Annotated in this window: 23 protein-coding genes, 2 CRISPR repeat arrays and 1 riboswitch; of the genes, 17 read left to right on the forward strand and 6 right to left on the reverse strand. The window is 50.9% G+C overall.

The features are described 5' to 3' along the window. Positions 1 to 194: 194 nt before the first annotated feature. The gene (locus QZQ46_RS09600; RefSeq protein WP_296829263.1) at positions 195 to 413 is read right to left on the reverse strand and encodes an Ada metal-binding domain-containing protein; all 219 of its coding nucleotides are present in this window, start codon (positions 411 to 413) and stop codon (positions 195 to 197) included. 422 nt (positions 414 to 835) lie between these two features. Then, positions 836 to 1,864: a CRISPR direct-repeat array (repeat unit 19 nt; unit sequence GTCGTGCCTCGTAAGGGGC). Between the two features lie 65 nt (positions 1,865 to 1,929). Between QZQ46_RS09600 and QZQ46_RS09605 the strand changes: the two genes are divergently transcribed. The 3 genes from QZQ46_RS09605 to QZQ46_RS09615 all read left to right on the forward strand — a co-directional run bounded on the left by QZQ46_RS09605 (position 1,930) and on the right by QZQ46_RS09615 (position 4,185). After that, complete coding sequence (locus tag QZQ46_RS09605; protein ID WP_296829266.1) at positions 1,930 to 2,934, forward strand: restriction endonuclease; 1,005 nt, start codon at positions 1,930 to 1,932, stop codon at positions 2,932 to 2,934. Between the two features lie 415 nt (positions 2,935 to 3,349). Continuing rightward, positions 3,350 to 3,739, forward strand: coding sequence for a hypothetical protein (locus QZQ46_RS09610; protein ID WP_296829269.1), 390 nt, complete (start codon positions 3,350 to 3,352; stop codon positions 3,737 to 3,739). 62 nt (positions 3,740 to 3,801) lie between these two features. Beyond that, positions 3,802 to 4,185, forward strand: coding sequence for a hypothetical protein (locus tag QZQ46_RS09615; protein WP_296829327.1), 384 nt, complete (start codon positions 3,802 to 3,804; stop codon positions 4,183 to 4,185). Positions 4,186 to 4,325: 140 nt separating this feature from the next. Here QZQ46_RS09615 and QZQ46_RS09620 read toward each other — a convergent pair whose 3' ends face one another. Further along, positions 4,326 to 5,027 carry a radical SAM protein gene (locus QZQ46_RS09620; protein ID WP_296829272.1) on the reverse strand — a complete coding sequence of 234 codons (702 nt, stop codon included), beginning with the start codon at positions 5,025 to 5,027 and terminating at the stop codon, positions 4,326 to 4,328. Positions 5,028 to 5,384: 357 nt separating this feature from the next. Between QZQ46_RS09620 and QZQ46_RS09625 the strand changes: the two genes are divergently transcribed. From QZQ46_RS09625 to QZQ46_RS09650, 6 genes are all read left to right on the forward strand, one after another. Then, positions 5,385 to 5,990, forward strand: coding sequence for a DNA-3-methyladenine glycosylase I (locus QZQ46_RS09625; RefSeq protein WP_296829275.1), 606 nt, complete (start codon positions 5,385 to 5,387; stop codon positions 5,988 to 5,990). Between the two features lie 950 nt (positions 5,991 to 6,940). Beyond that, on the forward strand, positions 6,941 to 8,038 hold the full coding sequence (locus tag QZQ46_RS09630) for an ATP/GTP-binding protein (RefSeq protein ID WP_296829278.1): 1,098 nt from the start codon (positions 6,941 to 6,943) through the stop codon (positions 8,036 to 8,038). A 1-nt stretch (position 8,039) separates the two neighbouring features. Next, positions 8,040 to 8,741 carry a DUF3226 domain-containing protein gene (locus tag QZQ46_RS09635; protein ID WP_296829280.1) on the forward strand — a complete coding sequence of 234 codons (702 nt, stop codon included), beginning with the start codon at positions 8,040 to 8,042 and terminating at the stop codon, positions 8,739 to 8,741. Between the two features lie 517 nt (positions 8,742 to 9,258). Further along, positions 9,259 to 9,795 carry a hypothetical protein gene (locus QZQ46_RS09640; protein WP_296829283.1) on the forward strand — a complete coding sequence of 179 codons (537 nt, stop codon included), beginning with the start codon at positions 9,259 to 9,261 and terminating at the stop codon, positions 9,793 to 9,795. A gap of 33 nt (positions 9,796 to 9,828) precedes the next feature. Beyond that, a complete protein-coding gene (locus QZQ46_RS09645; protein ID WP_296829285.1) occupies positions 9,829 to 10,623 on the forward strand; it encodes a hypothetical protein in 795 nt (264 codons plus the stop codon). Between the two features lie 13 nt (positions 10,624 to 10,636). Beyond that, positions 10,637 to 11,632 carry a ferredoxin gene (locus QZQ46_RS09650; RefSeq protein ID WP_296829288.1) on the forward strand — a complete coding sequence of 332 codons (996 nt, stop codon included), beginning with the start codon at positions 10,637 to 10,639 and terminating at the stop codon, positions 11,630 to 11,632. Positions 11,633 to 11,807: 175 nt separating this feature from the next. Here the strand turns inward: QZQ46_RS09650 and QZQ46_RS09655 are convergent, their stop codons facing one another. Beyond that, complete coding sequence (locus QZQ46_RS09655; protein WP_296829290.1) at positions 11,808 to 12,077, reverse strand: type II toxin-antitoxin system RelB/DinJ family antitoxin; 270 nt, start codon at positions 12,075 to 12,077, stop codon at positions 11,808 to 11,810. A gap of 590 nt (positions 12,078 to 12,667) precedes the next feature. After that, positions 12,668 to 13,222: a CRISPR direct-repeat array (repeat unit 32 nt; unit sequence TGTCGCACCCATGAGGGTGCGTGGATTGAAAC). Between the two features lie 104 nt (positions 13,223 to 13,326). Then, positions 13,327 to 13,508, forward strand: a riboswitch (cobalamin riboswitch). A 176-nt stretch (positions 13,509 to 13,684) separates the two neighbouring features. Here QZQ46_RS09655 and QZQ46_RS09660 point away from each other — a divergent pair. From QZQ46_RS09660 to cobM, 8 genes are read left to right on the forward strand one after another with little or no spacing between them, the layout of a single operon-like run. Beyond that, complete coding sequence (locus QZQ46_RS09660) at positions 13,685 to 14,248, forward strand: MotA/TolQ/ExbB proton channel family protein (RefSeq protein ID WP_296829293.1); 564 nt, start codon at positions 13,685 to 13,687, stop codon at positions 14,246 to 14,248. Position 14,249: 1 nt separating this feature from the next. After that, the gene (locus QZQ46_RS09665) at positions 14,250 to 14,663 is read left to right on the forward strand and encodes a biopolymer transporter ExbD (RefSeq protein ID WP_296829296.1); all 414 of its coding nucleotides are present in this window, start codon (positions 14,250 to 14,252) and stop codon (positions 14,661 to 14,663) included. After that, positions 14,660 to 17,083 carry a TonB-dependent receptor domain-containing protein gene (locus QZQ46_RS09670; RefSeq protein WP_296829299.1) on the forward strand — a complete coding sequence of 808 codons (2,424 nt, stop codon included), beginning with the start codon at positions 14,660 to 14,662 and terminating at the stop codon, positions 17,081 to 17,083. Before QZQ46_RS09665 ends, QZQ46_RS09670 begins: the two co-directional genes overlap by 4 nt. Positions 17,084 to 17,098: 15 nt before the next feature. Next, positions 17,099 to 18,055: an ABC transporter substrate-binding protein gene (locus tag QZQ46_RS09675; RefSeq protein ID WP_296829302.1), complete on the forward strand. Its 957-nt coding sequence runs from the start codon at positions 17,099 to 17,101 to the stop codon at positions 18,053 to 18,055. Next, the gene (locus tag QZQ46_RS09680; protein ID WP_296829305.1) at positions 18,048 to 19,049 is read left to right on the forward strand and encodes an iron ABC transporter permease; all 1,002 of its coding nucleotides are present in this window, start codon (positions 18,048 to 18,050) and stop codon (positions 19,047 to 19,049) included. The genes QZQ46_RS09675 and QZQ46_RS09680 overlap by 8 nt, the downstream gene beginning before the upstream one ends. Before the next feature lie 3 nt (positions 19,050 to 19,052). Next, positions 19,053 to 19,850 (forward strand): ABC transporter ATP-binding protein, encoded by a 798-nt coding sequence (locus QZQ46_RS09685; protein WP_296829308.1) that lies wholly within the window; start codon positions 19,053 to 19,055, stop codon positions 19,848 to 19,850. A 23-nt stretch (positions 19,851 to 19,873) separates the two neighbouring features. Then, positions 19,874 to 21,010, forward strand: a complete 1,137-nt coding sequence (gene cbiD, locus QZQ46_RS09690) for a cobalt-precorrin-5B (C(1))-methyltransferase CbiD (protein ID WP_296829312.1) — start codon at positions 19,874 to 19,876, stop codon at positions 21,008 to 21,010. Beyond that, positions 21,007 to 21,807, forward strand: coding sequence for a precorrin-4 C(11)-methyltransferase (gene cobM, locus QZQ46_RS09695; RefSeq protein ID WP_296829314.1), 801 nt, complete (start codon positions 21,007 to 21,009; stop codon positions 21,805 to 21,807). The genes cbiD and cobM overlap by 4 nt, the downstream gene beginning before the upstream one ends. 198 nt (positions 21,808 to 22,005) lie before the next feature. Here cobM and QZQ46_RS09700 read toward each other — a convergent pair whose 3' ends face one another. From QZQ46_RS09700 to QZQ46_RS09710, 3 genes are all read right to left on the reverse strand, one after another. Then, positions 22,006 to 22,449, reverse strand: coding sequence for a GNAT family N-acetyltransferase (locus tag QZQ46_RS09700; RefSeq protein WP_296829317.1), 444 nt, complete (start codon positions 22,447 to 22,449; stop codon positions 22,006 to 22,008). Between the two features lie 83 nt (positions 22,450 to 22,532). Further along, complete coding sequence (locus tag QZQ46_RS09705) at positions 22,533 to 22,976, reverse strand: MerR family transcriptional regulator (RefSeq protein ID WP_296829320.1); 444 nt, start codon at positions 22,974 to 22,976, stop codon at positions 22,533 to 22,535. Positions 22,977 to 23,020: 44 nt separating this feature from the next. Next, positions 23,021 to 23,343, reverse strand: a 323-nt coding sequence (locus QZQ46_RS09710) for an NAD-binding protein (RefSeq protein ID WP_296829324.1), incomplete at its 5' end; no start/stop codon positions are given.

Genomic DNA, 23,343 nt, shown 5'->3' on the forward strand with positions numbered 1-23,343 from the left:
CAAATGGGGAGATTCATGTCTTTATTTTATTTTGCGAAAAATATTATACCTTATCCCTAAATAAGGGATGGACAGCAAAAAAAGAGGCTTGCCTTTTGACTGGGGCGAGCCTCTTTTTTCGAGTCGTGCTGTCTGATAAGAGAAAAGAAAAGGTCATACCGTATCGGTACGAGATGAGTTGGGATAGAGGGGGCCTATGGACGGCATACTTTGCAGGGAACGTAGCCGGAGGAGACAGCTTCGTCCCGGCTGTTGAAGTAGGCGCGATTCGATTCGTTCATTTTCTGCTCCCAGCGGCAGCCCTGAACGTGAAATTTCATGCTTTGCACGTTTCCCACATAGGCTGCAGAGGCGATGGCGGCAGTGGCTGTCCATAGAATCGTCGTTAAGGCAATAGCTATTTTCTTTTTCATGACAGGCTCTCCTTTTTTTAATAATCTTTAATATAATTATAGCGAATATAGTTAATTATGAAAAGTAAATTAGAGATATTCATTAAAAGCGCGAGATTCGTGTCGGCGGCGATGCGTGAAGAAAATGGAGACGTATTAGGGTTTTTAGGAACATGATGATATAATGAAAGTAAGGAAATGCGGAGCTGGGAGACTATGCCCCGAAGATACTCCGCTAATAGGACGTCAGATAAAATCTATACCGGAAGACACACGGCGAAACGGCATTGCGAAAGTGTAGTGAACAGCCTATTAGCGGCTAAAAATGGGATAAAAGCAAGGGAAACTTTGAGCGAATCCCTAAATCAGTAAGTATACAACGTGTCTGTGGGAGTATATCCCCATAGATGCAAACAAAAGTGACTGGGAAAAAGCACTTTTGCGTCGTGCCTCGTAAGGGGCACGTGGATTGAAACTATTTTAGCCCATATCGTATGACCAATAACATCGTCGTGCCTCGTAAGGGGCACGTGGATTGAAACGGAGTGGGCGTTTTTAGTTTGTCTGTAAAAAAAGTCGTGCCTCGTAAGGGGCGCGTGGATTGAAACAATTTTATCCGTGAAACGTACGGGCACTTGGAAGTCGCGCTCCTTGTGGGGCGCGTGGATTGAAACGTCTGTCCGAAAGTCCTGCCTTCGGCGTCGAACGTCGTGCCTCGTAAGGGCACGTGGATTGAAACATGAACTGCTGAACGTAGTTAGCAGAACGAGTACGTCGTGCCTCGCAAGGGGCGTGTGGATTGAAACAGATATTCTTTCATGACCAAGGTCTCGCTATCAGTCATGCCTCGCAAGAGGCACGTGGATTGAAACACGGCAAGCAGAGATTGTATTTGACGGCGATACCGTCGTGCCTCGCAAGGGGCACATGGATTGAAACATCCGGAACGTCTAAAACCGGCTGGCATACCGAGTCGTGCCTCGCAAGAGGCGCGTGGATTGGAACGGCTGTCGTCCCGCCTAGTGATACGGATACGCCGTCGTGCCCCGCAAGGGGTGCGTGGATTGAAACGATTGGCAATATCAGACGTTTGCCTTGACCTATTGTCGTGCCCCACAAAGGGCGCGTGGATTGAAACGTCCCACAGGCCGATACCGGGGATGAGAAATTGAGTCGTGTCTCGCAAGGGGAACGTGGATTGAAACTCGGCCACGCTGGCGGTGACATTACGGAGCGCGTGTCGTGCCTCGCAAGGGGCACGTGGATTGAAACCTTGCACCAGACGCCAAAGTATTTCATGGCGTTGCGTCGTGCCTCGCAAAGGGCATGTGGATTGAAACCGGTGAGCTGAAAGAGCTTATTAGAGAGGCCATTGTCGTGCCTTGCAAGGGCACGTGGATTGAAACATTGATGCCCTGAATAAATTCAGATGGGCTGCCGTCGTGCCTCGCAAGGGGCACGTGGATTGAAATGTGATATAATTAAAATTAAGTTGAAAATGCATTATTCAAAACACGAGATAAGGCGGTAGAAGGACATGTCTCATGAAGAAAAACGCGTATGGGGAATCCATACTTTGGATGATAATTTATTTTTGCAGCACGATGTCATTGCCATTGGCTGGGAGGATATGGGCGATTTGAGTCAGATCGAAGCCAATCGCGAGGCTTTTAAAGAAAGGTACGCAGCCGTTTATCCTGATGCCCGGAAGGGCCGGATTTCAACCCATGCCGGCATGCTCTATCGATTTGTCCACGAGGTCGGGATCGGTGATTACGTGGTATTTCCTTCAAAAATCGATCGCCGGATTAATATCGGCATCATCGAAGGCGGATATGAGTTTCATCCGAGCGATGCGTCGTATGGGCAGCAGCGTAAGGTGACATGGTTGAAACATCTTCCCCGTACTTTTTTCTCTCAAGGGGCGCTGTATGAAATCGGTTCGGCCATGACCTTCTTTTCGGTAAAAAATTATGCCGACGAGTTTCTTTCTGCCCTTGATAAGGGATTCGAGAAACAGACGGAAGCCATCGAGCCTGAGGAAGATGAAACGGTGGGAGCTGCGGCAGCGGATATCGTAGAGGCGACGAGAGATTTCATTTTGAAGGAACTGAGCAAGCATCTCAAAGGATATGGTTTAGAGGATTTTGTGGCCGACCTGTTACGAGCCATGGGGTATCGTACCATCGTGTCGGCCCATGGCGGAGACAGCGGAATCGACATTACGGCCTATAAAGATGAGCTGCCTCCCCGCATTCTGGTCCAGGTCAAAAGTCAGGACGGCGACATAAAGGAAGCGGCAATCCAGTCCTTGAAAGGCGCTATGCGCGAAGGGGATTACGGCCTTTTTGTCACCTTATCCAACTATACCCGGAATGCTCAAAAGTATCTGGACAGCACGCCCATCATTCGCGGCATCAATGGAAACGAGCTGGTCGATTTGATTTTGAAATACTATCCCGATTTGAGTGAAAAGTATCAACAGATGATTCCCTTAAAGCGCGTCTATATTCCCGTTGTACGTGAGGATGCCGAGCCATAAGGGGCTTTGGATGGGGCCGGGAGAGAATCCTTGTGGGACTGACGATGAATGCGGGAGCTCCGTACCTTATTTTGATAACAGAAAGACGAGCCATATCGATCGCCCTTTTGCTTCGGTCGGGCTGTCGATATGGCTTTTTTGAATAGGACAGATTCTGTCAGAGCCGGCTTATATCATAGAGAGTAAAGCAGCGAAGGCGAACGGGCCGCATCGGATCGGACGACGATTCTGGGGTGGGTGCAGGCCGCGGCGGCTGACGGGCGTCGCTTTGCAGGCGGATTATTTTATGAATCTGTGATATAATGAAATCAAAATCGTATTAAAACACAGCGCAAGGCAGGGGAAAAGGCCCGATGAGGCCTTGTTGTACCGCTGCCGGCTATGTTCATTTTATTCGTATAAAGGAGTTGAGCGCATGAGACAGTTGGCTAAAGCATTGGCGGTCTTTTTGTTGATATATCTGATCCTGTTTGGCTGCGCCGGTCCTTCTAAGGCGGCCGACGTTTGGGTCGATCATTGGCCGTCGGAGAATGTCGATTGGTACGTCATGGATGATACCTTCGCCTCGGGAACGGATTCATCGGGACCGTGGTTTGCCGTGGCGATGAAACGAGTTCAAAACGGTCGCTTGGACAAGGTCGTGACCTGGCGTTTCTTTAAGTCTGATACGAGAATCTGGCAATACTACACGAGTTCCATGGCCGGTGGCCGCCGTACGGGCGTCATGGTGCCCAATAAAATCTTTGAATACGGCATGAATCGGGCAGGCTGGTCTTATTCTAATGACGGTATGCATTATTATTAAGGAGCTGCTGACGCTGCAGTTCACAGGACTTTCTGTTCGCAAAGGAGCTGAGTGTTGTGAAAATGTTGTGGAAGGCTTTGCTGATTTGTTGTGTAGGATGTATGTGTTTCTTTGCCGGTACCGGTCCGGCTAAGGCTACGGACGTTTGGGTCACTCATCTGGCATCGGATAATGTAGACGTCTATGTCATGGATGATACCTTAGCCTATGGGACGAGTGCTGCCGGGAAGTGGTTTTCTGTCTCTGTAAAACGGGTTCAAAACGGCAGGTTGGATCAAGTGATGACCTGGCGTTTTTCTCAGTACAAGACGGACATGTGGCGGTATCGGACCAACACCATGTCGGGGAATCACACGACAGTGCTCATGGCGCCCAATAAGATCTTTGAATACGGTATGAATCAGTTGGGCTGGTCTTATCGTCTGAACGGGACGTATTACCAGTAAGCATCCCAGGTCTGATCAGCCGTCAGAAAAAGAGATAGAACTGAATTATTCTGAACCGGGAATGAAAGCCGCGGGTCCGTAGACTTGCGGCTTTTTCCGTTGCCTGAAACAGCGCCTTTTCATGAATCGTCCCGTTGCTGTTACGATGGCAGGGCCGATTGCAGCCACTTTGTGATGGCTGCCAGTCTTTCCGGAGAGATGGCCAATACTTTATCGAAGGGAGGCTCCAAGGTTACGACTTGAAGGACGTCGGGCTTTAGGGATTGGACGGCCTTGTGGAAAATTTCGAGAGAGTCCGGGTCGTCACTATAGCCTTTTACGATGGTAATTTCCAAGTGGAAACGGCCGCTGTAGTTTTTTCTGAATTGCAGCATATTTTCGAGGTGCTGATGAAGGGTGTAGCCCGGAAGGGGCCGCTGTGCCTTTTGAAAGGCTTCTTCGTGGGCCATTTTTAGTTCGCCAATGACTTCTTCACAGCAATCGGCCAGTCTGGCATATTCCGGATTCCCGTAGAGATACCCGTTGGAGAGGAGGCGTATGGGAATCCCGGCTTCGTGAATGGTATCGATGATCGATTCGAGTTCCGGTAAGAGCAGCGCTTCTCCCAGGGAGTTAATAAAGACTAAGTCGGGACGTAGGTCACGGAGCCGTCGCCGTAAGTCGCCAATAGCAGGGGTCAGGTCGTCCAAATGGACGGTTTCGTCGGTTTGCACGTGGGTTAACTTTCGGCTGACCGGGCAAAAGATGCAGTTAAAATTGCAGTATTTATCCGGGAAGAGATTGACCTCTAAGATCGTTTTTCCATTTTCTTCGTAAGGTTCTTTGTAAAAGAATGTATCCATCTTGTCCTCCTAATATAAAAAAAGCGCCGCTTCCTCATCTGCTAAGACCTGACGATGAGAAATACGGCGTACTCTGACTACTCGGCAGCAGTCAGTACCATTAATCTATGAAGTTGAACTGATTATAGCAGAGATTTTCGGAAGAATCAATGGGAAATTTTCTCCCAAGGGCCATCCCTTAGCCGTAGCGAAGGACTTCTTTCGATGGTATAATGAGGATACGGAAACATGTGTTTGCCAATGAACCTTGTCAGGCCTGCCGCCCCTGTCCCCGGGACTATCATGGCTCTAAGCCTCTGTTTCGATGGGGACTGCGAAGGGCGGGCAGCCTTTCAGGCCATGAAAGGGGAGAGAAAGATGGGATATTGTGAATGGGCCAGTATGGATCCGCTCAATACGGTGTATCATGATAACGAATGGGGCGTTCCCGTTCACGACGACCGCCATATGTTTGAGCACCTGACCTTGGAAAACCTGCAGTGCGGCCTCAGTTGGCTCATTGTACTTAGAAAGCGCGAGATTATTCGGCAGTGCTTCGATAACTTTGACTACGATAAGATTGCGGCCTACGATGACGCCGATGTAGAACGCATTATGAACACTGAAGGCATGATCCGCTCGCCAAGAAAGATTCGGGCCATCATCAGCAATGCTCAGTGCTGTCAGAAAGTGCGGGACGAGTTCGGCAGCTTTTCCGATTACATCTGGGGCTTTAGTGACGGAAAAATCATCCTCTACCAAGGTCACGATAAGGGGAAGATTCCCGTCAGCAACGGCCTGTCGGACCGGCTTAGCAAAGATCTGAAGAAACGGGGCTTTAAGTACGTCGGTCCCGTAACCATCTACTCCCACCTTCAGGCCTGCGGCATCATCAACGACCACGATGTAACCTGCCCGTGTAGGAAGAAAATCTTGGACGCCCATCCGACGGTGAACAAGAGACGGGATAAAGAAGTCTATTGATAGAACGAAACGCCGTGAGTTTTGAAGACTGGCGGCGTTTTTGCGTGGAGATACGATGGAGCTGACGGCAAGTCTGTATCGGCGCTCGGTATCATTCCCTCGAAAGATTTTGCCATATTGGTGACGATGATGAACCCGGTGATGCGTCTTTGTGAAGCAACGAAAGATCGAGACTAAGACAATGCGCTATACTTGACAAGGAGCGTATGATATACTGATACATAAGAGCATGCCGTTGAAAAGGGCTTACGCGTAAGGCGGTGCAAGGATTTTGCCGATTCCTTTGGCGGACCTGATTTTCTTTTCTGTAAATAAAGGCTATAAATCTTGAGTTTATATATCCTTGGGATAACATTCTATTTTTAGCGGGTAAGGTGTCAACCATAGGAAGGTGAAGCTGATGAAGAAGATGAAGGTAAGTCGGATAATCGGTTTTGGGTTTGGATTTATGCTTCCGAAGATACTGAAAACGGCCGTAAAAATTGCCGTGATTTTGGGGATCGGGTATTTAGCTACCAGAGAGTATAGCAAAGCAAAATAGCCGCTTTGAGACGAACCGACCCTTAACGTTGGATCTGAAAATCTGACGTTAGGAGGTCGGTATTTTTTTGCAAGATACAGGCACGAGTTGAAGAACAAGGCTATGGGCTGTTACTTTAAAACCAGGCGATTTTGCCATAGAAAAGAAAAATCGGGGCTCGAAGGATATATAAGCATTCGAAACACATGCAGATGGGAGTTTTATAAAAAGTATATACGAAAGTTTAGCAAAATGTGTGTATAAAGGCAGGATAAAGATAAGATAAAGATAAGATAAAGATAAGACAAAGATAAGATAAAGATAAGACAAAGGTAGGATAAAGTGTGTATAAGTGTATTATATATGGTAAAATAAATATAATCACATCATCATAAACGGGAAAATTAAAATGCATAAAGCGGGTGAAAACATGATTACAACACTGAATATACATAACTTCCGGTGTTTTCAGGATTTGTCGGTTATTAAAATGGCACCGATTACGCTGTTGGGCGGACGGAATAATTCCGGGAAGTCCGCGATTTTGGAAGCTGTTTTTTTAGCTTTCGGCTATCGAAGTGCGAATATTTTTTTGATGTTGGCCGCTGGACGTAATGGTAATGGCCAATTACAGGCGACGCCGGAGCGAATTTGGAGTCCTTTATTTTTTAATTTTGAGAAAACAGACGAATTTTCTTTATCAGTAAAACAAGATAATGGCAAAGATTTTCGATTGGCCATGCGGAAGGTCCCTGACGAAAATATCAGCCTTGATATCAATAACGGGACTGTAACCGGTATTTTTAAACAAGGTTATGCGCCGCAGGACTTGGATAATCATTTTTTTGCCTTGCAGTATACCCATACGAGAGACGAACAACAAACGCAGGGACAATTTTCCTTTGAAAATACGCAGATCCGATATGTGTCTATTTCTGAAAAGCCAAAGAAAGATGATGCGTCTTTTGTAAAGGTCAGCTTTTATAAAAACTTATATATTCCAGACAACGGGACGGTTGCCGAAGGGGTTGGCAAATTGATCTTAGATGGACGGAAAACGGAGTTGTTGGACGTACTGCGCCTCTTTGATGTACGGATTTCAGATATTCTGACCTTGGTAGAAAACAACCTCCCTTATGTGTATGTTGCCTTAGATGATGGGATGAAGATGCCGATTACCTATATGGGCGATGGCATCAATAAGGTCCTCCATTTGCTGCTGCTCATCTTGACCAGTCCCAATGGGATTGTCTTACTCGACGAAATCGAAAACGGATTCCATTACAGTGTCTATCCGAAGGTTTTACGGGCTTTGTACGAAGCGGCCTTGAATGGCCATTGCCAGCTGGTGATTACGACCCACAATGACGATATTTTGCGACAGTCGGCGGCTGTGATGAAAGAGTTGAATCAGTTAAATTCCCTTTGCTATCAACGGCTCAGCGTTTCTGACAAAGGGCGAAAAGCCTATGCCTTTTCCGGCGATGAACTGGAAGCGGCATTAGATGCGGATTTGGAGGTGCGGTGATATGCCTAAAAAGGGCGAATCTATAAAACTCATACCGAAGATTCCCCATGTCATCTTGTGTGAAGGACGGGATGAAGAGCTCTTTTTGCGCTATTATGTGGCCTATCTTGTTGGGGCCGGCGTGATTCCTGATACCTTCAATATTATCGATTTTGGCGGAAATGAAGACTTGAAAAGAAGGCTGCGTGTCCTCCCCTATGTAGAGCATTATGAGGCGATGAAAGGATTTCTGATTATACGAGATGCCGAATCTAATGCCGGTGGTGCAGCGCAGTCATTGCAGCACCATATGAATGCGGCTTTCGGGATTGATATTCATATAGACGGCCAATTTGTTCAAAATACCGACGGCCTCCGCTTTGGCTTTGTTCTCTTGCCGGGGAAGAATGATGAGGGCGACTTTTGTGACGGCACCTTAGAAGACTTGTGCTGCCAGATTTTAAAAGAGGGATCAGATGAATGTTCAGGACAGAAATTGTTGAATCTATCCGATTCTTATTTAGACGCGGTTTTACAGAATCGGGAAACTCCTTTGCGGACCGCCCATAAAAATCAATTGCACGCCTATTTTTCAGGAACCGATCGCTTTGTGGGTATGAAAATCGGGGAAGCTGCTCGGGCAAAGTGTTTTGATTTTTCCAGTCCGGCCTTGGATTTTTTGAAAGAGGCTCTCATAGCACTCTCATCATCGGATGAAACATGAGTGGCGGCCATTTTAAATGGATGATTTGAAATAGTATGTCGCATCTCATATTGAGGCGTGTGGATTGAAACGGGTCGGTGGTTATCGGTGAGCTACAAGCCATGGTCGCGCCTCGCATGGGGCGCGTGGATTGAAACGGGTCGGTCGTTATCGGCGAATTACAGGCAATGGGCACCCCTTTTATGGGTGATTGGATTGAATTAAAAATAGTAGATAATAGGATGAAGAGAAGACTTGCCTTTTGACGGGCGAGTCTTTTTTTGCGCCCGATGAGGGGCTAAGGCCTTATTGAATCGGGAGAAACGGGATGTATATGAGGCTGGATAATTTTTGTGAGCTGTGACATATTCTGTCATGGCAGTTCTGTATAATTGAAAGAAATCAGTGAATCCTTTCGGCGGCGATGAGGCGGGAGTAGGTATTGTCTCCGATGATTGAGAGGACGCGGATGGAGATTGAAATGTTGACGCATGGGCGTCTCATTGATAAAGGATGCATTTTGAGATGAGGTGATTCTATGGATAGAGAACGGAAGAGACCTATTTCTTTGGATGGGACTGACAAGACACAAGGGGAGATGGTTACCATGTATGTCGTTGGAGATGTGGAAGGGCATGCTTCGGATGGGACTAGGCAGCCGCGTAAGGGGCATTTGAGGGTTCTCGACGGGAACTTTCATGATGCCGGTATGGAGCGCGGTGCCGATGACGACTTAATGGAAGATCTTATGGCTGCGATTCATGATTTCGTTGAAACCGCGTCCGAAGAAGAGTTGGCATCCTTTAATCTCTTGACGGCCGCTATGGAAAGGGTTTTGGAAGATCTGGAGAAATGGCTGGATGCCGTGGATGAAGCGGAAAAGAGGTGCCAATATGAGGCTTTTTATTTGGGATTTGAACAGATGTTGGAATCTGCCTTAGCCGACGATGTCGATGAAATCTTTGCCGGTTTGGATCGAATCTTAGCTTATTTTGACGAGGAATGCTGCTTTAAGAATCGAGACGCCTTTAATCAATATTTTGACTCTAAGGACCGGAAGCCTTTTGCCCTTTAGTCTGAGCTGCATTACGAAAAGGAGGCGGAGGCCATGTGGCCCATTGCGGCGCTGATAGTAGGAAAATTTATTTATGATCTGAATAAGGCCTGTGACATGGATGAAGATTCGAGACGACGCATGATGAAGGCCTTTCAAAGGGAAACCGATGCCAGACTGTTAGTGAAACAGAAATCTCAGGAATTAGAGGCTGCCCTGGGGCGCATCGTTCAGCGGAAACGGGGAACCCTGTCTAATTTTCGCCGGTTTGTCGATCTCTATCAGAAAATCATTGAAATTGATTTCCAAGCCGAGAAACGAAAGGATTTATTAGCCATTATTCCTTTGAAACAAGAAGACATTGCCTATCTGCAGCAGATGGTCATCATACCGAAGCGGGAATTTACCGATTCGGAGGTCATGATATCCCTCTTGAAAGGGGGATTGGGCCGTTCGATGTTAGATGACTCCAAGCAGTTTCAAGCAGAGTCGAGGAAGCAGCTGCGGGCGGCGGGCGTCGTCTATAGTCAGGCAGAAAATATCGCCAAAGCCATTGATATCATGGTAGAGAAATGCTCGGCCATTGCCGAGGTCATTGCCAAGCTGAATTTGCTGCTGGCGAAAACGATTCGAAATTCCGAGGCTTTGATTGAAGAAAAGGGAAATGATCCGGGCCTCTACACGCAGGCCGATCGGGACGTTTTGATGATTTGTATGAATTTAGTCGATGCCTTGAAAAAAATCGTCGATGCGCCGGTAGTGACCAAAGATGGGGAGCTTACCAAAGAAATCATGGCGACGCTTGAAATGGGACAGAAATACGCAGACGCTGTTAAAAAAATCGGTTAAGGAGATGACGACGATGAAAAGTTTAAAAATCGATGCTGAAAAATGTACGGGATGCGGGACCTGCCTTTCTTTTTCGGAATACATTGCAGAAGGTTCCGACGGCAAGGCCCGCGTAAAAAACAACGGAAAATTGGAGGCTCAGGATGTTATTGCTGAGGCTCAGGAAATGGTTGAGCTCTGTCCGGAGCAGGCCATTGCCCTCAGTGACATTCAGACCAAATCCTTAAGTTCAGATGAAAAAAAGGCTGTTGTCGACGGGTTGAAGAAAGCCTTAGGGAGTATAAAAATTCCCGGGCCGACGAGCTCCGACTATAATTTTGATAAGGAAAAATATTCTTTTGAAATCGATTATGGCTACTTAGACGGAACTCATAATTATAAATATAAGAGCAGTTCAGCGGCACAGGATGCGGGCTGGAAAGATTTTAAGCGGAGAAATTACGCGCGCATTGAGCAATATGCTATGGAAGTCCTCAGCCAATACGGGACCGATAAAATTGCGCCCTTCTTCGATGCGTCGGAGCAGGGGATGTACGCTAAATGGAATAAACAGTTCGAAACGATTCTGCGGGATACGGCAGATCGTGTGGCCAATGCCTTGGGCGATAGCTCCCTGCCGGATGATTTTTGCACGTGGAACGTATTGCCGACGCAGTACATCGATCGTTTTAAAGACTATAATCCCATCAAATGGGGGGCCAAAGTCGACAAAGCCATGAGAAGTGATTCCTATACCGATGAAAGCTGGTATAAACGCTGCGTCGATACGGATGATATGGAAGAAGAAGAATCGGGCCGCTTCTTCAGCCGGACCGTAACCCGGTACTGCTATAAATACGATAAAGGCCTGGGGAAAGACTTCAAAAAGGATATCGTAGATGCGATTTATCTGCTGGATATGAATGAGTATTATGAAGAAGTCCTGAGCTGGATTATCGACGATTATAAAAGCAATATTGAAAAAATGATCGAGTCGAAATGTAAGGCATTAGAAGCGGCACTTGGATGAGAGACAGATTCACGGAAGGCTGGCCATCTTTATACTAAAAAAAGAAATGGACGAGAGCGGGGAAAACTCACTCTCGTCCATTTTTTTTGTTGGCAAAAATTAGAATAAATCGCTGTGACTTCCGGTACGGGTCAAGGTTAATGTCAGGAAGAATAGGGTATTTGCGAAGGGGATTTTAAGTATCGAGTGCATCCATGGCATCTTTAACGGAATCATAGGTCTTGCTGAGATTGCGGTGATGGTTTACGTCATCGACGGCTCTCAGCGTTTCAAGCTCATTGGGAGAAATACGAAGGTCGAAGGGAATGCCGCCATAGCGGACGACCGTGCGAAGAAACATATTGATTGCCGTAGATGTCGGAATACCCAATTCAGCAAAAATCCTTTCAGCCTGATGCTTCAAATCGGCATCGATACGGAGATTTAATGTTTTCATTTCAGCCATATAAATCAACTCCTTTTACCACTACTATAAAGCTAAACAAGGAAAGTGTAAATCAATTAACGTTACGATGTAAAGATAAATAGCGGGGATTTCCTTTTCGCAAAGTTGTTCGAGTAAAGGAATATCTGTTTTTAAAGATGATTTTTATAAAGGGGAATTGACTAAATAAAAAAAGTCCTTGGATTCGGCCCATTCCCTATATTGGGACGGCTTATTACCAAGGACGCTATGAACGAATTTAGCAACATCATATATTATTAAAAGGACCTGTCAAGCTGGTGCGTAAGGGCGTTATGGATGCGGCGACGGGCGTGAAGGGACGATATTATGGTTTGAAATAAAATGGTGCTATAATAAAAGAAAGCAAAGCCGGAAAGGGAAACTGAGTTCCGGTGATACGTAACGAATCGGACGTCATACAACGTTAGGCAGTGCCAAGGTACAGTGAACATCTGATTAGCCCTTTAAAACTCTTGATGAAAGCAGGAACATCTTGAGTGAATCCCTAAATGAGTAAGAATAAACTGCATCTGTGGGAGTATATGTCCCCATAGATGCAAACAAAAGTGACGGTAAAAACGTCCTTTTGCTGTCGCACCCATGAGGGTGCGTGGATTGAAACAGCCGGGCAACGCCAGCCCGACCACGTGGCACTACGTCGCACCCATGAGGGTGCGTGGATTGAAACCGGCCCGTTCAGTTGAGTTAGGTCTTCCATTGTGTCGCACCCATGAGGGTGCGTGGATTGAAACCTCGTCGACGTATCTTGTCATCGCGTCCGACGATGTCGCACCCATGAGGGTGCGTGGATTGAAACACAACGTTAACGATCGCCGTCTTAATCGCCCGTAGTCGCCCCCCAACGGGTGCATGGATTGAAACTCGCTGTCTAAGTGGTCAATGACTCATAAGGCAGTGTCGCCCCCAATCACGGGTGCGTGGATTGAAACTTACGGGCCTTGTACCCATCGATTAAGGTTACGAGTCGCACTCTCCGGGGTGCGTGGATTGAAACTCCGTGTGGAACGGAATGAGATAGCCGAGTTTCCGTCGCACTTTTCGGAGTGCGTGGATTGAAACGGCGGCACCTCGCCAAAGTCACGGCTGGATGGCGTCGCACTCTTCGGAGTGCGTGGATTGAAACTTGTATGTCCCAATAAAGGTGTTATTGTTGGCGTTGCCGTACTCTCAGGGCTCGTCGATTGAAATTGACAGTCCTCTGTCTATCATGCTATAGTAAGAGCGATATAATATAAGCAATAGGTCAGGTGTCACAGACTTAATAGAGAAGCCGGTTCAATGCCGGCGCGGTCCCGCCGCTGTGAGGTGGAGCCAGGCTGCATGATGTCACTGTACGTTTTTTTGTATGGGAAGGCGCAGCTTTGGCCATGAAACCAAGCCAGAAGAACTGCCTGACGGATAATCACCGATAGACCTGCGAGCGATGGGAAGGAGATTGTAATGAGCATATTCGGGGACTGTCGTCTTATACGACGGTCCCTTTCTCTTTGTATGCCCTTATCTTGCAGGCGTCACAGGAAGGGGTTCTACGTACGATGGAAGCAATTATAAATGGGTTTCACTTATTTCAGCAAGGCGGTCCGGTCATGTATCTTCTTTTGGCCTGTTCGCTCTTTGCTGTCTATGTCGGCATTGAACGGGCCATGTTTTATATCCAGATGGATGCCGGCACGGCCTTTGCCAATCGATTTTATACGTACATCAAAGTGCATCAAACAGACAGGGCACGGCAGCTGGCAGCAGACAGTTCCGGCGGTCTGCCCCTCATTTTGAATGACCTTTTTGAAGGCCACGGAGGCGCTGATTGGAAGGCTTATGCTGAGATGCAGTCGGGGATTTTCATCGCCCGCCTTCGGAGCCGTCTCTATTATCTGAGCGTCATCGTCACCTTGGCGCCTCTCTTGGGCCTGTTGGGGACGATTGGCGGCATGATCCGCTCGTTCAGCATCTTTAACGTCCAGTCGGGACAGGCCATCGCCATTACCGGCGGCATCGGCGAAGCCCTCATCGCCACGGCTTTTGGCCTCTGCGTCGCCATTTTGGCCCTCATCATTCACTCCTATTTTACCCAACGGCTGGATCGAATCATTACCGATATGGAGCTGTGTTTTTCGGCCATGGAAACGATGGACCAGAAAGCAGGGCAGTAAAATGCGCCTTCGTGACAAACGGTCTTTTGAACGACCGACCATTATGATAATCCCCATGATCGACATCATGTTTTTCCTCTTGGTCTTCTTCATGATGTCGTCCTTGTCCATGGTGGACATGCACAGTTTAGGCGTCCAGCTGCCCGTCGCAGCTGATGCAGCCGAAGCGCCGACGTCTCAGTATGCCGTCACCTTGAAGACTGACGGGTCGCTGTGGCTCAACGGCAAGGCCGTCGACCGGGACAGTCTCTTGGCGTCAGCTCGGGCTCAGCAGGCGGCCAACAGTTCCTTCAGCGTCGTCCTCTATGCCGATAAATCCATCGACTACGGCTGGGTCGTTTCCGTCCTGGATGCCTTTAAGAAAGCCGGCGTCACCCGCATCGGTCTCGTTGCCGACAGTGGAGAAACGCCATGAGGTGGGGCAAGAAGAAGGGCCGCGTTGCCGCCGGATTTTCCGTTTCCCTCCACGCTGCTGTCTACTTGGGACTGGCGGCCGGCGGTTTCTTCACGGTCTTTCAGCATTATACACGGCAAAATAGCGTGAGTGACGTCATGATTTATAACGCTGCCGACATGGCCGGTGCCGGCGGACAGGATGCGTCAGGGACCGACGCCGTCAGCCGCGATGGCGGCGGGGAAGAGATATCGAGCGAAGTCGCCTCTTCGGCTCCTAAGGAGGCACCGACATCGGTCGTAACGCCGCCTTCAACGGAAACACCGCCGCCGGGAGCCCTGACCTATGCCGCAGACTCCCGCGATGTGCCGACGGCTGCTTCTGACGATGAAAAGGGTACGGCCCGCAAGGACAGTGATTCGGGACAGGAAAAAAGGCCCAATCAGGCAAAAACGTCGGGGCAGCAGGCCTCCGGTACGACGACGCTTTCGAGCAGGCCCGGACCTTCCGGACGCCGAGCAGCCGGTCCGGGGGCGGATCAGGCCATGGCACCGTCAGGATCGATTCACGTTCTCGACGGGGTAGCCAATTTCTTTGATTCTTTAAAGGATCTTCTCCCTGATAAGTTATCGGAAGCCCGAGAAGCTGCCTCTAAAGAACCTCCCATTCCTCCCGTTGAGGCCAGACAATCAAATACAACGATCATCACTGCTAAGGAGATGGACGAACACCGCGATACGTCGGTTCAGCAGGCCCTCCAGCGGGTCACCGGCGTTACCATCAATGAAATGGTGCCGGGCATTTCGTCGTATGTCAAATTAAACGGCGACGACCGGGTCTTGATCCTCGTTGACGGTCAGAGCCTGGCTAATGCCCAGGGTTCCGGCTACGGGAGGGGCAGTGTCGATTTGACGAATCTCCCCGGCGTCGGTTCCATCGATCACATCGAAGTGACCAAGGGCAGCGGCTCTGTCCGCTACGGCAGTGGGGCCGTGGGCGGCGTCATCAACATCGTCACCAAAAAGGGCGACCGCAACGAGTCGACCCTCGACGCCTACACCGGCTCGTGGGGCATGCACGGCTATACCCTGACTAACAGCGGCCGTTCGGGCAAGACTAGTTGGCTGGTCAGCGGCGACATGGAGCGACGCCAATATTACGCCTTTCCGGACGGACTCAATACGGACCGTTCCTACGGCGATATTGCCCGTAAATCCCTGTCCCTGCGCCTCGATCAGGAACTGACGGACGATACGTCTCTTACGTTCAAGGCCTATCATCAGGATTATCACGGCCACGGCTCGACCTTCCTCGGCTCTTATTCGTCGTCGCTGCCCAAAGCGCTGCGGCATGAGCGCCTTTCGGGATGGTACCTCAGTGCCAATAAGCCTATTGAAAAGCTGATCAACAATTACAGCCTTACCTATAATTTTAAGAATAATCAGGCCCAGCCCGGGTTCTTCCGCTACTTTAACGACTACCAGCGGACCTATTGGACCAACCATTATTTCACCCGTACTCAGGGTTTTGAATGGCAGAACAATTGGCAGGTCGGCAGTCATCATCTGACGGCCAGCGCCGAATGGACGGAAGACATGGGGACCAATTATGAGGCCCATTACATCGATAAGAAACGCCATAACTTGGCCTTTTACGCTGAAGACGCCATGACTTTCGGCAAACTGACGGTCACGCCGGGCCTGCGCTTAGATGACAACAGCACTTACGGCATCCATCAGACGCCGCGGTTGGCCGTCAATTACAAGGCCAATGACGACTTCAACGTCTATGCTTCGTGGAGCCGCGTCTTTTCGCCGCCTCGCCTCAATGACCAGTTCTACATGACGACGTCCGGCGGCAAGGTCACGTCGAAGGGGAATGAGGACTTAGAGCCTGAAATCGGCTACACCCAGACCTTGGGCTTCCAGTACCGCATGGGGCCGAAGACCCTCGTCGAGGGCAGCGTCTTCCACAGTGATTTAAATAACGTCATTCGCTGGAACCGGGCCGTCACGCCGCGGGAACCGCAGAACCTCAATGAAGAAGATAAGAGGGGCTTTGAACTCTCCCTCAAACAGACGATCAACGACAAGTGGGACTACGAACTCGGTTATTCCTACATCCATACCAAGGTCGATACGGGCGAGGGACTGGCCTATGACGAAACGTACAACCAGCCCAACGGCTACCATGCCGGTCTCCATTACCATCAGGGCAAATGGCAGGCCTCTGTCGATATGACGGCCGGAACGGGGCGGAATGACACTTATTACAGCAACAATTCCTACGTCGTCTGGAACGGCAGTGCATCCTATTCGCCGAGCAAAGACACGACCATTTATGTCAAAGCTGCCAATATGAACAATGCCAGCTACGATTTATACCATAATTACCCGGCTGCCGGCCGAAACTGGCAGGTCGGCATTCATCAGAAGTTTTAGGAAGGGGCCCTTACTGTGAAAAAACTTGGCTTATGTATCCTCATCCTTTGTATGCTCGTCTTAGCCGGCTGCGGTCCTGATACCGGTGCCGGTCAAAGCGGTTCGATCCAGGGAAACTACGCCGTCATCACCGACGACCGGGGCAAGGCCATTACTCTGCCTCAGAAGCCGCAGCGCGTCGTCGTCTTGTCGACATCGCTCCTCAATTTTGCCGATGCCGTCGACGGGACCCTCGTCGGCCGGGCAGCGGTCAAGTCGGAAGATGCCGACCTGCCGGAAAAATATAAAGACGTGCCCGACGTCGGCCCGGTTTACAGCATTAGCCTGGAAAAAGTGACGGCCCTGCAGCCCGATATCGTCATCGGAAGTACGGACCATCATGAAAAATTGGCGGCTCAGCTCGAAGAAAGCGGCATTCCCGTCTTGCTGCTCCAGACCAAGACTTACGATGACGTGAAGCGCAACCTGGACGTCATGGGCAAGGTCTACGGCAAAGAAGATTTGGCCGCCGCCAAGGAAGCCGACCTCGATAAAGAGGTCAAGGCCGTCACCGATGCCGTACCTAAACAGGGCCTGCGCATTGCCATCATCCATGCGACGCCCAGTGCCGTGTCTCTGGAACTGCCCGGCAGCATTGCCGGCGGCATTGCCGAACTGCTCCACTTGCAGAACATCGCCGCAGCCCCGGCGGGGAGCGAAAATAACCGCATTCCCTACAGTATGGAAAGCCTGGTAGAAGCCAATCCCGACGTCATTTTCCTGACCTCTATGGGTTCGTCCGATAAGATTGAAAAGCGCATCAAAGGCGATATCGAAAGCAATCCGGCCTGGGCGTCGCTGAACGCCGTCAAGAACGGCCGCTTCTTCGTCCTGCCCGAACGGTATTTCCTGCTCAACCCCGGCCTCGATTACCCCAAGGCTGCAGCTTACATGGCCAATTTAGTCTATCCGGGAGCTGTACCTCATGAATAACTTTAACTGGCGGCGCGATCGGGCGAGCTGGCGCTGGTTCATGTTGATCGTCTTCGCCATTTTGGCAGCCTTAGGCCTTTTCCTGTCGGTCATGCAGGGAGCGGCAGCCATTACGGCGTCAGACGTCGTCCGAAGTTTATGGCAGCCGTCAAAATCCGTAGCCGACCAGATTATTTGGAACATCCGCCTGCCGCGGACCCTGACCGGATCCTTAGTCGGCGCCAATCTGGCTTTGTCAGGCGCTATTTTGCAGGCCGTCATGAGAAATCCTCTGGCTGACCCGCACATCATCGGCATCTCGTCCGGGGCCGGCCTTGCCGGGCTCATCGTCCTCATCGTATTCCCGGCCTATGCCTTTTGGATGACGCCTGTGGCCTTTGTCGGCGCTATGGCGGCAGCAGGGGCCATCTATCTCTTGGCCTGGAAAGACGGCATCAAGGTCGTGCGCATCATCTTGGCCGGCGTCGCCGTATCGGCCTTCCTGGGTGCCATCATCTCAGGGATCCTCGTCTTTTACAGCGACCGCGTCCACGGCGCCTTGCTTTGGATGGTCGGGGGACTGGCAGCCAGCAGCTGGAAAGACGTCAGTGTCATCGCTCCCTATGCTGCCGTCGGCTTAATCCTGGCCTTCATCGGCGCCTATTATCTCAATCTCCTTCAGCTCGGGGAAGACATGGCCCGCAGCCTGGGCCTTAACGTCGAAATGGCCCGCCTCGGGCTGACCGCCGTCGCCGCTCTCTTGGCAGCCAGCGCCGTCAGCGTGGCCGGTCTCTTAGGATTCGTCGGCCTCATCGTGCCCCATATCGTGCGCCTTTTAGTCGGCACGGACTATCGCTATATCGTGCCCGGCGCAGCCCTCTTGGGGGCGGCGACGGTCACCTTGAGCGATACGGCGGCGCGGCTCCTCTTGGCACCGGCCGAGCTTCCCGTAGGCATCATCATCGCCTCTATGGGGGCGCCCTTTTTCTTATTTCTCCTGCGAAAGGAAGTGTAAGCCGTGGATGCCATTACCGTCAATTGCCTGGCCGTCGTGCGGGGCGGAAAGACGATTCTCCGCGATATTACCGTAGCCTTGCCAAAGGGGAAAGTAACGGCCATCATCGGTCCCAACGGCTGCGGTAAGAGCACCTTCCTGAAAGCCGTGAACTGTATGATTCCCGCGGCTAAGGGGGCAATCGAAATTTCCGGCCGCGACGTCCATTCCTTTTCGCGAAAGGCCTTGTCCCGGGAGATGGCCTTTTTGACCCAGACCCATGATCTGCCTCAGGACGTGACCGTCTGCGACCTCGTGTCCATGGGGCGGTTCCCGTACCGCCGCCTCTTGTCGCCCTTGACCAAGGCCGATAAGGAAGCCGTCGACCGGGCCATCGAAGCCGTGGGCCTTAGTGCTTACAGAGAAACGGTCATGCAGCACCTCTCGGGCGGCGAGCAGCAGCGGGCCTGGCTGGCCGTCTTGTTGGCCCAGGATGCGCCGATTCTCTTACTCGACGAGCCGACGACCTACCTCGACGTCCGCCATCAGCTGCGCATCTTAAAGCTCCTGCGGCGCATCAATGAGACTTGGGGCCGGACGGTTGTCGTCGTTCTCCACGACATGGACCAGGCCTACCAATATGCCGATGAAGTCGTTATAATGAAGGAAGGAACGATTGTCGCCACAGGGGTCCCGAAGGACGTCTTGACGCCGGACATGCTGCGCCGTGTCTTTGCCATCGACGCCGAAGTCGTGCGGACTAAAGAGGGACAGCCCCTCATCGTGCCGATCGATTGCCTGCCCGAAGACGATGGGGCATAGATATATCAGAAGGGAGCAGGACCATGGATTTATTTACTATTAAAGACGGAAAGAAACTTCGCTGCGGCTATACGACCGGTTCCTGCGCGGCCGCGGCGGCCAAAGCGGCGGCTGTCATGGTCCTCACGGGAAAGCGAGTCGATGCCGTGGCTTTGACGACGCCCAAAGGGGAGATACTGCACTTACAGCCTGAAGAGATCACCTTTGGTCCGTCGTCGGCAACCTGCGCCATTCGCAAGGAAAGCGGCGACGATCCCGATATTACGGACGGCATCTTGGTCTATGCCACTGTTGAGAAAACGGACGGCGCCATGGTCGTTTCTGGCGGTCCCGGTATCGGCAAGGTGACTAAACCGGGTCTTGCCTGTGCCGTCGGCGAGTGGGCTATCAATCCCGTGCCGCGGCGCATGATCGAAGAGGCCCTTTCCGGTGTTGCTGTGGATTGCGGCTACACGGGCGGCCTCAAGCTGACCCTGTCCATTCCCGGCGGCGACGTCTTGGCCAAGAAGACCTTTAATCCACGTCTTGGCATCGTCGGCGGCCTTTCCATTTTAGGGACGTCAGGCATCGTCGATCCCATGAGCGAACAGGCCTTAGTCGATACGATTCATACCGAAATGGATTCCCGGCGGGCTTCGGGAGAATCTCATCTCCTGGCCTTTTTCGGCAACTACGGCGTCGACTTCAGCCGTGACGAACTCGGCATCGACGTCAGCCGGCGGGTGACCATCAGCAACTATGTCGGTGAAATACTGGACTATGCCGCCTATAAGGATTTTTCCGACGTCCTTCTCATCGGCCATATCGGGAAATTGATCAAAGTCGCTCAAGGCATTATGAATACCCATTCCCGCTATGCCGACGGCCGGACGACGCTCCTTTCCCTGGAAGCCGTCTTTGCCGGCGCGTCTACTGAGACGGCCCGGAAGATTTACGACAGCCTGACGACAGATGAAGCCGTGCGAATCCTTGCCGAAGAAAATCTTTTGACGCCGGTCATGACCGCTGTCTGCCAAAAAATAGAAGCTTACATGGACGTCCGTACTCACGGCGCCGTCCCTACGGGAGCCGTCGTCTTTTCCAACGTCTACGGCGTCCTCGGTTATACATCACGGGCCAAGGAATTATTGGCCTTCCATCAAAAGGGGGAAACTCGATGATACATTTTGTCGGCGCCGGTCCCGGTGCTGTCGACCTCATTACGGTCCGCGGCAAGACCTTACTGGAAACGGCCGATCAAATCATTTATGCCGGATCCTTAGTCAATCCGGAATTACTGGCCTATGCCAAAAAAGACTGCGTCATCTTAGACAGTGCAGCCATGACCTTAGAAGATGTCATGGCCGCTATGGAAACGGCGGAAAAATTGGGGTGGATGACGGTCCGCCTCCATACGGGCGATCCGTCGGTCTATGGGGCTATTCGCGAACAGATGGATATCCTCACGAAAAAAAACATCGCCTATGACGTCGTCCCCGGCGTCAGCTCTTTCTGTGCCGCTGCCGCAGCCTTAAAAGCCGAATACACCTTGCCCGGCATCAGCCAGTCGGTCATCATTACCCGCATGGAAGGGCGGACCCCCGTTCCCGACGGCCAGAAAATTGCCGACTACGCCGCTCATCAGGCGACGATGGTCATCTTCCTCAGCGCATCCCTCTTAGAAGGCCTGCAAAAAGAACTCATCCGCGGCGGTTATGACGGCGACACGCCGGCAGCCATCGTCTACAAGGCGTCCTGGCCCGATGAAAAAGTCTATGCCTGCACCGTTGCCACCTTGGCCGAAACGGCGCGGCAGCATGATATTTCTAAGACGGCCCTCATCGTCGTCGGCAAGGTCCTCGGCGATACCTACGACCGAAGTCTTTTGTACCACCCGGCCTTTACCCATGCCTGCCGCACGGCCGAACCGGAAACACAGCAGTACAGCGACCATTTTAAAAAGGACTCCTCCCATTGACGGGGGAATCCTTCTTTTGGTGACGTCCGTTCCGAGTATCTTCAAGGGTGCTCGGAATTTTTTATGCCCTGTTAATTTGATGAAATGAGCAGACACCGTCCTTTTCATGGGTTTTGCCGCAGAAATAAAAAAGCCGCCTGAGATTTCCGTTATGGGGAAAATCTCAAGCAGCCTTTTCACGAGTTCGGCAGCCTTATGTCAGGAACGCTTCATGTAGAGCAGGGGGTAGGCATTTCCCTGTTCGTCGAATTCCGTCCGTTTATAGACGATGAATCCCAGGTGTTCGTAAAAGCCCTTGGCCAGGGGATTCTGCTCGTTGACGGCCAAGTCGTTGACGCCGTACTGTTCGATACCGTAGCCGAGGAGGGCGGAGCCGATGCCGCGGCTGCGGTATTCGTCGGCAATAAAGAGCATTTCTACTTTCTTTTCGGAAATTCCCAAAAATCCCAAGGGACAGCCGCCGTCGTCTTCGGCGACGATCAGCCGCGGGACGACGGCCAGGGCTTGGGGAACGAAGGCTTTAATGGTTTCAATGGCGTCGGGAGACAAAAAGAGATGGGTAGCCCGAACGGCGCTTTCCCAGACGGAAAGCAGTTTTTCCGTCAACTCCGGGGTTCGTTCTTCGATTTCAATGATATTCAATGGTTTTCTCCTCATGAGGCTTACCGGATTCGGTGTCAGCCCGATTATCAGGACATACGGACGGTTCTTATAGAGAACGGGTTCTAGTCTTCGCCTTCGTCATCATCGTCGTTGTATTCCGGCAGTAAATCGCTGGTATAGACCCGTTTTCCCGACGTGACTTCGTCATAAAAATTCTGTTTCCAGTCGATGTAGTCGATGGATTCCTGGATTTCCTGCTTCTTTTCCTTCAAGAGGGACAGCTTTTTATCGAGCATGATCTTGCGGACGGGAATGGACGCCGGCCCCTGCAGGCAGTAGGCCAGGTACTGCTTCATTTCTTCGATGGTCATGCCGCATTTCTTTAAGCAGGTCAGGCTCTTGATCCAGGCGATGTCGTGGTCGTTAAATACGCGGCGGTTGTTGTCCGACCGCTTGACATTGGGCACCAGGCCTGTATTGCAGTAGTATTTCAAGGTTTCATAGGCAAGGCCTGTCTGATCACAGGCTTCTTTCATGCCATAGAGTTTCTTTGGTTTTGCCGTCATGGCAGCTGCCACCTCCTGGCAGAGAATAATGGGATGGCCCTGTTTTATTTTGCGTACCACTGGAAGAGGGCCTGAGTGCCGCAGTCTTCCATGCCGTCGGCAGCGAGCTGATCATAGAGCTTCTTGGCCAGGGTCAGGCCCGGCAGGTCGAGGCCCATTTCGTCGGCCGATTCGATGGCGATGCGCATGTCCTTAATGAAGTGCTTGATGAAAAAGCCCGGCGCCGTATCGCCTTTGATCATCCGCGGCGCGAGGTTGGCCATGGACCAGGAACCGGCAGCACCTGACGACAGGGTGGCGATGACTTTTTCCGGTTCTATAATAAATGTTGGGGTCTTGTGGACACTCCTGTTCACAAGGCCCCTTG

This window comes from uncultured Megasphaera sp., assembly GCF_900539295.1.
Lineage (GTDB): Bacteria > Bacillota > Negativicutes > Veillonellales > Megasphaeraceae > Megasphaera.

Bases quoted from the DNA above. Each gene is read 5' to 3' on its own strand.
- QZQ46_RS09600 (WP_296829263.1), bottom strand. From the start codon at position 413: ATGAAAAAGAAAATAGCTATTGCCTTAACGACGATTCTATGGACAGCC.
- QZQ46_RS09605 (WP_296829266.1), top strand. From the start codon at position 1,930: ATGTCTCATGAAGAAAAACGCGTATGGGGAATCCATACTTTGGATGAT.
- QZQ46_RS09610 (WP_296829269.1), top strand. From the start codon at position 3,350: ATGAGACAGTTGGCTAAAGCATTGGCGGTCTTTTTGTTGATATATCTG.
- QZQ46_RS09615 (WP_296829327.1), top strand. From the start codon at position 3,802: ATGTTGTGGAAGGCTTTGCTGATTTGTTGTGTAGGATGTATGTGTTTC.
- QZQ46_RS09620 (WP_296829272.1), bottom strand. From the start codon at position 5,027: ATGGATACATTCTTTTACAAAGAACCTTACGAAGAAAATGGAAAAACG.
- QZQ46_RS09625 (WP_296829275.1), top strand. From the start codon at position 5,385: ATGGGATATTGTGAATGGGCCAGTATGGATCCGCTCAATACGGTGTAT.
- QZQ46_RS09630 (WP_296829278.1), top strand. From the start codon at position 6,941: ATGATTACAACACTGAATATACATAACTTCCGGTGTTTTCAGGATTTG.
- QZQ46_RS09635 (WP_296829280.1), top strand. From the start codon at position 8,040: ATGCCTAAAAAGGGCGAATCTATAAAACTCATACCGAAGATTCCCCAT.
- QZQ46_RS09640 (WP_296829283.1), top strand. From the start codon at position 9,259: ATGGATAGAGAACGGAAGAGACCTATTTCTTTGGATGGGACTGACAAG.
- QZQ46_RS09645 (WP_296829285.1), top strand. From the start codon at position 9,829: ATGTGGCCCATTGCGGCGCTGATAGTAGGAAAATTTATTTATGATCTG.
- QZQ46_RS09650 (WP_296829288.1), top strand. From the start codon at position 10,637: ATGAAAAGTTTAAAAATCGATGCTGAAAAATGTACGGGATGCGGGACC.
- QZQ46_RS09655 (WP_296829290.1), bottom strand. From the start codon at position 12,077: ATGGCTGAAATGAAAACATTAAATCTCCGTATCGATGCCGATTTGAAG.
- QZQ46_RS09660 (WP_296829293.1), top strand. From the start codon at position 13,685: ATGTATCTTCTTTTGGCCTGTTCGCTCTTTGCTGTCTATGTCGGCATT.
- QZQ46_RS09665 (WP_296829296.1), top strand. From the start codon at position 14,250: ATGCGCCTTCGTGACAAACGGTCTTTTGAACGACCGACCATTATGATA.
- QZQ46_RS09670 (WP_296829299.1), top strand. From the start codon at position 14,660: ATGAGGTGGGGCAAGAAGAAGGGCCGCGTTGCCGCCGGATTTTCCGTT.
- QZQ46_RS09680 (WP_296829305.1), top strand. From the start codon at position 18,048: ATGAATAACTTTAACTGGCGGCGCGATCGGGCGAGCTGGCGCTGGTTC.
- cbiD (WP_296829312.1), top strand. From the start codon at position 19,874: ATGGATTTATTTACTATTAAAGACGGAAAGAAACTTCGCTGCGGCTAT.
- cobM (WP_296829314.1), top strand. From the start codon at position 21,007: ATGATACATTTTGTCGGCGCCGGTCCCGGTGCTGTCGACCTCATTACG.
- QZQ46_RS09705 (WP_296829320.1), bottom strand. From the start codon at position 22,976: ATGACGGCAAAACCAAAGAAACTCTATGGCATGAAAGAAGCCTGTGAT.